The sequence below is a fragment of the Janthinobacterium sp. NKUCC06_STL genome, assembly GCF_019345455.1.
Taxonomy (GTDB): Bacteria; Pseudomonadota; Gammaproteobacteria; order Burkholderiales; family Burkholderiaceae_D; genus Janthinobacterium; species Janthinobacterium rivuli.
The window spans coordinates 73,427-83,440 of record NZ_JAHKQY010000007.1 but is presented as its reverse complement, the minus strand read 5'-3'; the positions used below and the strand labels follow the sequence as shown (position 1 = coordinate 83,440).

At 61.8% G+C, this 10,014-nt stretch carries 10 protein-coding genes; 4 read left to right on the top strand and 6 right to left on the bottom strand.

The window, feature by feature from the left end; genetic code table 11:
- Positions 1-58: 58 nt before the first annotated feature.
- Positions 59-346 (bottom strand): hypothetical protein, encoded by a 288-nt coding sequence (locus KO539_RS20705; protein WP_034757399.1) that lies wholly within the window; start codon positions 344-346, stop codon positions 59-61.
- A gap of 181 nt (positions 347-527) precedes the next feature.
- Positions 528-1,220, bottom strand: coding sequence for an ABC transporter ATP-binding protein (locus KO539_RS20700; protein ID WP_034757401.1), 693 nt, complete (start codon positions 1,218-1,220; stop codon positions 528-530).
- Positions 1,221-1,554: 334 nt separating this feature from the next.
- Here KO539_RS20700 and egtD point away from each other — a divergent pair, with 334 nt between their 5' ends.
- Together egtD and egtB are read left to right on the top strand one after the other, a co-directional pair.
- On the top strand, positions 1,555-2,547 hold the full coding sequence (gene egtD, locus KO539_RS20695; protein ID WP_257626385.1) for an L-histidine N(alpha)-methyltransferase: 993 nt from the start codon (positions 1,555-1,557) through the stop codon (positions 2,545-2,547).
- Positions 2,548-2,557: 10 nt separating this feature from the next.
- Entirely contained in the window at positions 2,558-3,790 is a 1,233-nt protein-coding gene (egtB, locus tag KO539_RS20690) for an ergothioneine biosynthesis protein EgtB (protein ID WP_219311355.1), read from the top strand.
- 15 nt (positions 3,791-3,805) lie between these two features.
- On the opposite strand, the gene KO539_RS20685 is transcribed toward egtB, so the two are convergent.
- The 4 genes from KO539_RS20685 to KO539_RS20670 form a co-directional block, all read right to left on the bottom strand.
- A complete protein-coding gene (locus tag KO539_RS20685) occupies positions 3,806-5,407 on the bottom strand; it encodes a methyl-accepting chemotaxis protein (RefSeq protein ID WP_219311353.1) in 1,602 nt (533 codons plus the stop codon).
- A 167-nt stretch (positions 5,408-5,574) separates the two neighbouring features.
- On the bottom strand, positions 5,575-7,281 hold the full coding sequence (leuA, locus tag KO539_RS20680) for a 2-isopropylmalate synthase (protein ID WP_219311351.1): 1,707 nt from the start codon (positions 7,279-7,281) through the stop codon (positions 5,575-5,577).
- Between the two features lie 355 nt (positions 7,282-7,636).
- A complete protein-coding gene (locus KO539_RS20675) occupies positions 7,637-7,924 on the bottom strand; it encodes a barstar family protein (protein WP_219311349.1) in 288 nt (95 codons plus the stop codon).
- Positions 7,925-7,996: 72 nt separating this feature from the next.
- Positions 7,997-8,446 carry a hypothetical protein gene (locus KO539_RS20670; protein WP_219311347.1) on the bottom strand — a complete coding sequence of 150 codons (450 nt, stop codon included), beginning with the start codon at positions 8,444-8,446 and terminating at the stop codon, positions 7,997-7,999.
- Positions 8,447-8,632: 186 nt separating this feature from the next.
- Between KO539_RS20670 and KO539_RS20665 the strand changes: the two genes are divergently transcribed.
- Together KO539_RS20665 and KO539_RS20660 are read left to right on the top strand one after the other, a co-directional pair.
- On the top strand, positions 8,633-9,544 hold the full coding sequence (locus tag KO539_RS20665; RefSeq protein WP_099379580.1) for a patatin-like phospholipase family protein: 912 nt from the start codon (positions 8,633-8,635) through the stop codon (positions 9,542-9,544).
- Between the two features lie 59 nt (positions 9,545-9,603).
- Positions 9,604-10,008, top strand: a complete 405-nt coding sequence (locus KO539_RS20660) for a heme-binding protein (RefSeq protein WP_034757420.1) — start codon at positions 9,604-9,606, stop codon at positions 10,006-10,008.
- Positions 10,009-10,014 lie beyond the last annotated feature (6 nt).

Genomic DNA, 10,014 nt, shown 5'->3' with positions numbered 1-10,014 from the left:
AAAAGTTCATGGCGCCGGGGACCTGGGTGCCTGGCATGGCATTACAACAGCGGGTATATCAATGGACTGGCGTGGCGGACAGTTCCTTCAGTTCGCGGATGGTGATGTCCGATTTTTCATGCATGCGCAATAAAATCGTTGCACCGACCGACAGTTTGCCGTGCCGAATCTTGCTGATGATGGGGGGCTGGACCTCCAGTACACGGCACAGTTCCGCATCATTTTTCAGGTTCAGCTTCTCGATCAGGGTATCGAGCAGCTTGTTGGGCACAAAACTCGATGGTTCGAGCGCACGCGCCCGGTTCATCGCTTCAATCATTTCCAGCTTCTTTTGCCGAACGTTCATTTACTCCTCCTTCAGGTTATGCAAGGGACGAGACCACTTTACGCGGTCCCGGCTATAGTTCGTCATCGCAGTACGGCTGTCCGGGTGACGTAGTACACCATTCGCGTTACAACATTGATAACCAGGCAAGTGTTTTAAATAATACTACGATAACAAAACTTGTGACAGATGGTCAGTTAAATTAACTGATTGTTTGATCAATTTGGTTGACGATTGTTGTATTTTGTAATCCGCTTTTCGTCAAAATCATGGTCCGGTCCGCCATTTCGGCGGCGGCCAGCGAATGCGTGACCATGATCGCGCAACTGCCGTTGGCCTTGATTTCGGCGCGCAGCAATTGCAGGATGCTGTGCGCCGTGTCCGGGTCGAGGTTGCCCGTGGGCTCGTCGGCCAGCACCAGCGCCGGCTTGTGCACGAGTGCGCGGGCGATGGCCACGCGCTGCATTTCGCCGCCGGACAATTGCTGCGGAAAGTCGCCGCCGCGTCCGCCCAGGCCGACCGCCTCGAGCATGCTGGCGGCACGCTCCTGGGGCAGTCCGTTGAGCAGCAGCGGCAGGGCCACGTTTTGCAGCAGGGTCAGGTGCGGCAAGACGTGGAAGGCCTGGAAAATAAAGCCCATGCGGGCGCGACGCAGCCGGGTCGCGGCGGCGTCATCGAGGCTGGACATGGCAATGCCGTCCACCAGGATAGGGTGCGCTTCGGCACCCGCGTCGGGCGTATCGAGGCCGGCGATCAGGTTCAGCAGTGTCGACTTGCCCACGCCCGAGTCGCCCATGATGGCGATGAATTCCCCCGCCTTGAAACGGCAGGAAATGTTGGCCAGCACGGGACGGGCGTTGGCATAGGACTTCGACAGATGGCGCAATTCGAGCATGGTGATCTTGATTAATAACGGCTATCGTAAAGGGAGGCACGCGGGGGAGAGGGGGGCCTGGGAACTGCAAAGGGGCGCGGATTGTTTGGCCGACAATGTGTAGTATACGACAGGCTTATGCTTTTTGCTTGGCAATACCACTTTTGTGTGGTTCCTGCGGCAGACGGCGCGCATCGACCTTAAGTTACCTGCCGCACGGCTGGCTTGCGCGGATTCCGTTATGATGGAAAAAAGTCATCGGCAAGGCGCCCGCAAACCGCTACGGCAGGGGGGGGCGCGCCCGGTGGCTGACCGTGCAAGCCCTTCGTGAACCTAACATTGACGACGCCAGCCCATGACCATGCCACTTGCGCAACAGCAGTTTAATTTGTATCCCGCCAGCAACGCAGAAGCGGCCAGCGCCACTCCTGCCACGATAGCCGAGATCAGCAGCGGCCTGCTGGCGCGCGATGCCTGGACGTCGCCCAAGTACCTGTACGACGCGCTCGGTTCGAAACTGTTCGAAGCCATCTGCGCCTTGCCCGAGTACTATCCGACGCGCACGGAAGCGGCCATCTTCGCCCGCCACGGCGCCGAGATCGCCCATGCCGTGGGGCCGGGCAGCACCCTGATCGACCTGGGCGCGGGCAATTGCGCCAAGGCCGCCAGCCTGTTTCCGCTGCTGCACCCGGCCCAGTACGTGGCCGTGGACATTTCCTACGATTTCCTCAGCGAATCGCTGAGCCGGCTGCAGCAGCGCTTTCCGCACATCGAAATGACGGGCCTGGGCCTGGATTTCTCCAGCCGCCTGGACTTGCCCGACAGCGTGCGCGACGCGCGGCGATTGTTCTTCTATCCCGGCTCGTCGATCGGCAATTTTGCGCCAGAGCAAGCGACCGCGTTTTTGCGCCGCCTGCGCGCGAATGCGGATGGCGACGGCGGCCTGCTGATCGGCGTTGACCTGATCAAGGAAGACGCCATCCTCGACGCGGCGTATGATGATGCGCTGGGCGTGACGGCCGCCTTCAACCTGAACATGCTGCGCCACGTGAACGGCCTGATCGGCGCCGACTTCGATGTGCGCGCCTGGCAGCACCACGGCTTTTTCAATGCCGACGAGCGCCGCGTCGAGATGCACCTGGAAGCGCGCAGTGAACAAATTGTCCACTGGAAAGGTGGCCAGCGGCGCTTCGCGAAAGGCGAGCGTATTCATACGGAAGACAGCTACAAATACACGCGCGCCACCTTCGTCGGCTTGCTGGAGCAGGCGGGGTTTTCCACCGTGCAAGTCTGGACGGACCCGCAGCAGTGGTTTGCCGTGATTTACGCCAGAGTGATCCGGGATTAAGAAAGAAAAGATGCTGATCGATCATTACCATCAAGTGCGCCAGCACTCGCTGCGGCTGGCCGAACCCCTGTCCGACGAGGATTGCGGCGCCCAGTCGATGCCGGACGCCAGTCCCGTGAAATGGCACCTGGCGCATACCACCTGGTTTTTCGAAACATTTATCCTGGAAAGCATGGAAGCGGCGTTCGCGCCGTTCCACCCCGCCTTCCGCGTGCTGTTCAATTCCTATTACAACGGCGTGGGCGAAAAGCATCCGCGCGCCCAGCGGGGTTTGCTGACGCGGCCCGGCATGGATGTCGTGCGCGCCTACCGGGCCAACGTCGATGCGCGCATCGCGCGTCTGCTGGCGGGCGAACTGGCGCGCGGCGAGCGCGAACGGCTGACCATGCTGCTGGCGCTGGGCCTCGAACACGAGCAGCAGCACCAGGAGCTGCTGTTGACGGATGTCAAGCACCTGCTGGCGCAGAGCGCCCTGTTTCCCGCTTATCTTGATAACACCGCTCCGCCAGCGCCGCAAGCTGCGCAGCCCACGGCCTGGCTCGCCTTCGACGGCGGCCTGGCGCAGATCGGCCATGCGGGCGATGGTTTTTGCTTTGACAATGAATTGCCGCGCCATCCGCAATACGTGGCGCCGTTCGAACTGGCCAGCGCGCTGGTGACGAATGGCGAATATCTCGCTTTCATCGAGGCGGGCGGCTACCGCACCGCACATTTGTGGCTGGCCGAAGGCTGGGACTGGGTACGCAGTCAGCAACTTGCATGCCCGCTGTACTGGCAGCGCGATGACGCCGGCCACTGGCAGGAATTCACCTTATTCGGCTTGCGTCCGCTGGACTTGCAGGCACCGGCCACGCATCTGTCCCTGTTCGAGGCGGACGCTTATGCGCACTGGGCTGGCGCGCGCCTGCCGACGGAAGCGGAGTGGGAAGTGGCGGCGCAAGGCGTCGCCGTGGAAACGGGCCAGCTGCATCCGGCCGCTGGCGCGCCGGGAACGGGATTGCGGCAAATGTTCGGCCACTGCTGGCAGTGGACCAGCAGCAGCTACGCGCCGTATCCCGGTTACCGCACGGCGCCCGGGGCGCTCGGCGAATACAACGGCAAGTTCATGCTGAACCAGTATGTGCTGCGCGGTTCGTCGTGCGCCACGCCGGCCGGCCATGCGCGCGCTAGTTACCGCAATTTCTTCCCGGCCGGCGCGCGCTGGCAATTTACGGGCATCCGCCTGGCGCGCCAGGTGGAATAAGCAAGAATAAGCAACTTAGTGCAAGCGCGGGACGGACGCAGCAGGACGGCCTGGCGTCTTGCCGCCGGTGCTCTGTTCCAGCTTGAACTGGCTGACGAGAGTTTCCAGTTCGCCCGCCTGTTCATGCATGGCTGCCGCCGCCGCGGCCGCTTCCTCGACGAGGGCCGCGTTTTGCTGCGTCGTCTGATCCATCTGCATGATGGCCGCATTGATCTGCTCGATGCCTTCGCTTTGCTCGTGGTTGGCGACGCTGATTTCACCGACGATGGCGCTGACCCGGCCCACGCTGGCCACCACTTCATCCATGGTGGCGCCCGCCTGGCTGACCAGTTGCGCGCCTTGATCGACCCGGCTGACGGAGTCGGCGATCAGTTCCTTGATTTCCTTCGCCGCCGCGGCCGAGCGTTGCGCCAGGTTGCGCACTTCGGAGGCCACGACGGCAAAGCCACGGCCTTGCTCGCCGGCACGCGCCGCCTCGACAGCCGCGTTCAGGGCCAGGATATTCGTCTGGAAGGCGATGCCATCGATGACGGCGATGATGTCGACGATCTTGCGCGACGAGGCATTGATGGCGTCCATGGTGCCGATCACTTCCGCCATGGCCGAGCCGCCGCGCTGCGCGATGGTGGACGCCGAGCGGGCCAGGCTGTCGGCCTGGCGCGCATTGTCGCTATTGCTGCGCACGGTGCCGGTCAGTTCGATCATCGACGAAGCCGTCTCTTCCAGCGCGCTGGCTTGCGCTTCCGTGCGGGCCGACAGGTCGGCATTGCCGCTGGCGATCTGGCTCGACGCCACGGCGATCGTGCCCGTGCCACCGCGCACTTGTCCCACCAGGGTGGCCAGGTTGGTGTTCATGTCGCGCAGGGCCTGCAGCAACTGGCCTGCTTCATCCTTGCCGTCGGCCACGATTTTACTGCTCAGGTCGCCTCCTGCCACGGCTTGCGCCACGCGCAGCGCATACGCGATCGGCGTGGTGATCGAGCGCGTGACCCGCCAGGCGAAGAGCACGCCCAGCAGCAGCGCGGCCGTGCCCAGGCTGGCCATCAACACATTCGCCGCGGAAATATTCTGCTTGATCTGCTGGCCGCCATGCACGACCACGCCGCGCTGGATTTCATTCAGGCGGTTCACGGATTGTTGCAACTGGTTCAGGGCGGGCAGGGTATCGTCGCGCACGTGCATGGCCGCTTCCGCGCGCTGTCCCGCCACCAGCAGCTTGTCGGCCTGGCTGAACGAGACGACATAAGCCTTGCGCTGCTGCTTCAGGGTGGCCAGCAGTTCCTTGCCTTCAGGCAGCACGATCAGGCGGTCGAGGATGGCCAGCGCATCGGTGATGGTGGCTTTATTGGCGTCGATTTCGCCGTGGATGGCGTTGGCGCGGGCCGGATCTTCATGGATGAACAGCTCCAGCACCAGTGCCGCGTTTGAACGCGTGGTGCTGCGGATGGTGGCGATGGCGTCGGCCTTGGCCCAGTCTTTCTCGATGATGGCTTCGCTGAGCGCGCCGATCTTGTCCAGGCGCAGCAGGCCCGTGCCCACCAGCACTGCCATCAGCAGCAGCACCACGCCAAAACCGGCGCCCAGGCGCACGCCTATCTTCATGTCCGTCAATTTCATACTGATTCCCTCGGTAGCTAATGATCTGTCTCCGGTGGTCTTGTTATGAAACAATTATACGGCTGGCGATACATGATTTGCACTACTAATTGCCTCATAGAAATGAAAAAGCGGCACGGCGATCAAGCCGTACCGCTTTTTCTCCCTATGGAGCGCGCTGAAAAGACTCAGGCGGCGCTGGCAGCCACGTCGGCCGCTGTTGTTTTTTCGGCGTCCGTCTGCCCGATGCGGCGGTTCACGGCCGACAAGACAGCCTTGAACGAGGCGGTGACGATATTGCTGTCGATGGCGGCGCCGAACAGGGTCGGGCCGTTGTCGAGGCGCAATTCCACGTAGCAAGCCGCTTGCGCGTTGGCGCCGGAGCCGATCGAGTGTTCATGGTAATCCATCAGCTTGATGTCGAGACCGAGCGCATTGACGAAGGCGTCGATGGGGCCATTGCCGCCGCCTTGCAGAGCCAGCGGCGTCTGGCGGTGCGACAGGCTGATGTCGATTTGCACGGATTCATCGCTGCTCGTGTCTTCCACCATGCGGTGCGAGGCGTAGGCGTACGGGGCCGTCTGCTCCAGGTATTCCTTCTGGAAGATGTCATGGATATCCTGCGCGGCGATTTCGCGGCCCGTGGCGTCGGCCACGGCTTGCACGGCGCGCGAGAATTCGATTTGCAGGCGGCGCGGCAAGACCAGGCCGTATTCCTGTTCCAGCAAATAGGCCATGCCGCCCTTGCCGGACTGGCTGTTGACGCGGATCACGGCGTCGTAGCTGCGGCCCAGGTCGGCCGGGTCGATTGGCAAGTACGGCACTTCCCAGATGCTGTCCGGTTGTTGTTTGGCAAAACCTTTCTTGATCGCATCCTGGTGCGAGCCGGAGAACGCCGTGAAGACCAGGTCGCCCGCATACGGGTGGCGCGGGTGGACGGGCAACTGGTTGCACTCTTCCACGCACTTGCGCACGCTGTCGATGTCGGAGAAATCCAGGCCCGGATGCACGCCCTGCGTGTACAGGTTCATCGCCAACGTCACCAGGTCGACGTTGCCGGTGCGCTCGCCATTGCCGAACAGGCAGCCTTCCACGCGGTCGGCGCCCGCCATCACGGCCAGCTCGGCCGAGGCGACGGCCGTGCCGCGGTCGTTATGCGGGTGCACGCTGATGATGATGGAATCGCGGCGCGCCAGCTTGCGCGACATCCATTCGATCTGGTCCGCGTACACGTTGGGCGTGCTGCATTCCACGGTCGATGGCAGGTTGATGATCATCTTGTTGGCCGGCGTCGGCTTCCAGATGGCGCTGACGGCGTCGCAGATATGCTTGGAGAAATCGAGTTCCGTGGTGGAAAACGATTCCGGTGTGTATTCAAAGCCCCATTCCGTTTCCGGATGCTGCGCCACCAGCTGTTTGACGAGGGTGGTGCCGGTGGTGGCGATATTCGTGATTTCCTCGCGCGACATGCCGAACACGACCTTGCGGAACACGGGCGCCACGGAGTTGTACAGGTGCACGATGGCGCGCTTGGCGCCGACGACCGATTCCACCGTGCGGCGGATCAATTCTTCACGCGACTGTGTCAGCACGATGATGGTGACGTCGTCGGGGATGCGGCCTTCATCGACGAGCTTGCGCACGAAATCGAAATCCGTCTGCGATGCCGATGGGAAACCCACTTCGATTTCCTTCAGGCCGATGGCGATCAGCATCTCGAAGAACCGCAGCTTCTTTTCCGCGCTCATCGGCTCGATCAGCGACTGGTTGCCGTCGCGCAAGTCGGTGCTCATCCAGATCGGCGGTTTGCTGATGATCTGGTTCGGCCATTGACGGTCGGTCAATTTAACTGGAGGAAAGGCGCGGTATTTGGAAGCTGGATTCTGCAACATCATGATCGGGTACTCCTGAAGATAGGGGGAAATCAATGGTTGTGGCGCAAGCTTGCCGGGCGGCCACGCAACACTAGGCCAGGCAAGCGATCGGTAGTTTTAGCAGGCAAAGGACGGCAACGGCGCCAGCGGCGGTCGCGTCAGAAAATACGGGTGTAGCGGGGGATGGTGCAAACATCATCAAACCTTCCAGGGTTTTTGAAACACGCCGGCGTGTGGCCAGGCGAAGCAATGCGGCAAACTTATGCGCGTGCTAGTAGTAGTCGCGATAGCGACAGCAGGGAAGGGGAGGAATGTTTGAAGGAGGACATGCACTCAATGTAAGGGAAGTCGGGCGGGGCTGTCAAGCGTTTCCGTTCTACATGTAATGCACGTGTGTCGCCCCGTCCGGCGCAGCCAGCGCCATGCGCGCCAGAATGCGCTGCAGGATGGCCGCTTCGCCGGGTAGGCGCGCCGCGAAGGCTGGCCAGCCGCGCAGCTCCAGCTGTTGCGGCATGTCCACCAGGCCCGTGATGGCATCGTGGAAGGCATCCCAGTTCATGCCGTAGAAGGTGGGAAAGCCTAGCGCGCTGGCCAGTGCCGCATGCAACTGGCGCGGCGTGTTGATATCGTTCAAGTCGATTGTGACGAGGGCTTGTCGATTCATGCTATTTCCTTGAGCAAGTTCTGCAGGTTTTCGCGCACGCCGCCCACGACCGTTTCGGTAAACTGGACGCTGCTACGGCGCCGATTTTTGGCAGCGTGCGGAAAATTGCATGGTGGCGCTATTTTCAAAAGGGGAATTGAACTCGCCCTTTACCTGCGTCAAGTTGCCGCTAAAGCGCATGGTCAGCGGGCCGCTGGCCGGCCCTGCGTCGTATGTGCAAGACAGGCTGTCGCCGTTTTGCCGGCAACCGTAAAAGTTCCCCGCTTTGCCGCGCCCGTCAACCAGGTGGGTGCCTTGCGCGCCGTGCTGGTCGGGGGCGTCGAAGCTGAGCTCAATCGTGTGTTTCTCCGTATCATTGGGAATTTGTATGTTCCCCGTACAAGTAAAGCCCTCCATTCTTGCCGCGATGCTATCCTGGCGCTCCGTCGCCGCGACGGGGGCGGCGTTGGCGCAGGCCGCACCCAGCAGGGCGGCAACGAGCAAGCATGGGTGCGCGATGAGGTGGAACAGGTCTGTTTTCATAAGCCGCTCAATGGAAGTGGGGGAGGTGGGAAGCCAGGGGCCAGTCTAGCAGCCGGCGTGGCGCACACGGTTCGAAATATTGTCATTTTTAAACATTTAAGACCACCTTCAGTGCGGACAGCCCCGCTTGCGCTACAATCGGCTCTCCTTTATTGCCACTGCCGCGCGCGGTTCTCCCTCTCCACCATGTTCCCTAAACGCCTGACCCTGCTTGCCCTGGCCGCCTTTGCGCTGGCCGGCTGCGATACCACCGCCCCGAAACCGATACAAGTACTGACTCCACCGGAACCCACCGTCGTCACGCCGCGCAAGATCAAGATCGGCCTGGCGCTGGGCGGCGGCGCGGCGCGCGGTTTCGCGCATATCGGCGTGATCAAGGCGCTCGAATCGCAAGGCATTCAGGCCGACATCGTTACGGGCACCAGCGCCGGCAGCGTAGTGGGCGCCATGTATGCGGCGGGCAACTCCGGCTTCGCCCTGCAAAAGATGGCGTTCGACATGGACGAGGCGGCCATTTCCGACTGGGCCTTGCCCCTGTTCGGCAAGTCGTCCGGCGTGCTGAAAGGCGAAGCGCTGCAAAGCTATGTCAACAAGGCTGTCGGCGGCGTGCCGCTGGAAAAACTCAAGATTCCGTTTGGCGTGGTGGCGACCGATTTGAAAAATGGCCAGCCGATCCTGTTCCAGCGCGGCAACACCGGCATGGCCGTGCGCGCCTCGTCGGCCGTGCCCGGCGTGTTCCAGCCCGTGACGATTGCGGGCCACACTTATGTCGATGGCGGCCTCGTCGCTCCCGTGCCCGTGCGCTTCGCGCGCGACATGGGCGCCGATTTCATCATCGCCGTGAATATTTCGTCGCAAACGGACACGCAAAAGGCCATCAGCTCGATGGAAGTGCTGATGCAGACGTTTGCCATCATGGGCCAGCGCATCAACCAGTTCGAGCTGAAAGATGCGGACGTGGTGATCCAGCCCAGCCTGGGCACCATGAAGGGCAACGATTTCAACAGCCGCAACCAGGCCATCCTGGCGGGCGAGCAGGCGACCTTTGCCGTGATGGCGCAGCTCAAGCAAAAGCTGAAAGCCAAACGCGAGCAGTGATGGATAGCGCCGCCGCGCATTTCGTATACAATTTTGTTTCAACATAACAAGGATGCACCATGCAATCGAAACCGATTTTGACCCTGGACGACGTAAAGAAAATCGCTGCCGCCGCCGAAGCGGAAGCGGTCAAGAATAACTGGGCGGTCACGATCGCCATCGTCGACGACGGCGGCCACCTGCTGTGGCTGCAGCGCATGGATGGCGTGGCGCCGATCTCGTCGCACATCGCCCCATCGAAAGCCAAGACGGCCGCACTGGGCCGCCGCGAATCGCGCATCTATGAAGAGATGATCAATGGCGGCCGCGTGTCGTTCCTGAGCGCACCGGAAATCGACGGCTTGCTCGAAGGTGGCGTGCCCATCGTGTTTGATGGTCACTATGTGGGCGCCGTCGGCGTCTCGGGCGTGAAATCCGCCGAGGACGCGCAAATCGCCAAGGCCGGCATTGCGGCGCTAGTGTAAGTAGTA

What these genes read in the sequence shown, in the direction of transcription:
- KO539_RS20705 (WP_034757399.1), bottom strand. Translation starts at nt 346, where the DNA reads ATGAACGTTCGGCAAAAGAAGCTGGAAATGATTGAAGCGATGAACCGG.
- KO539_RS20700 (WP_034757401.1), bottom strand. Translation starts at nt 1,220, where the DNA reads ATGCTCGAATTGCGCCATCTGTCGAAGTCCTATGCCAACGCCCGTCCC.
- egtD (WP_257626385.1), top strand. Translation starts at nt 1,555, where the DNA reads ATGACCATGCCACTTGCGCAACAGCAGTTTAATTTGTATCCCGCCAGC.
- egtB (WP_219311355.1), top strand. Translation starts at nt 2,558, where the DNA reads ATGCTGATCGATCATTACCATCAAGTGCGCCAGCACTCGCTGCGGCTG.
- KO539_RS20685 (WP_219311353.1), bottom strand. Translation starts at nt 5,407, where the DNA reads ATGAAATTGACGGACATGAAGATAGGCGTGCGCCTGGGCGCCGGTTTT.
- leuA (WP_219311351.1), bottom strand. Translation starts at nt 7,281, where the DNA reads ATGATGTTGCAGAATCCAGCTTCCAAATACCGCGCCTTTCCTCCAGTT.
- KO539_RS20675 (WP_219311349.1), bottom strand. Translation starts at nt 7,924, where the DNA reads ATGAATCGACAAGCCCTCGTCACAATCGACTTGAACGATATCAACACG.
- KO539_RS20670 (WP_219311347.1), bottom strand. Translation starts at nt 8,446, where the DNA reads ATGAAAACAGACCTGTTCCACCTCATCGCGCACCCATGCTTGCTCGTT.
- KO539_RS20665 (WP_099379580.1), top strand. Translation starts at nt 8,633, where the DNA reads ATGTTCCCTAAACGCCTGACCCTGCTTGCCCTGGCCGCCTTTGCGCTG.
- KO539_RS20660 (WP_034757420.1), top strand. Translation starts at nt 9,604, where the DNA reads ATGCAATCGAAACCGATTTTGACCCTGGACGACGTAAAGAAAATCGCT.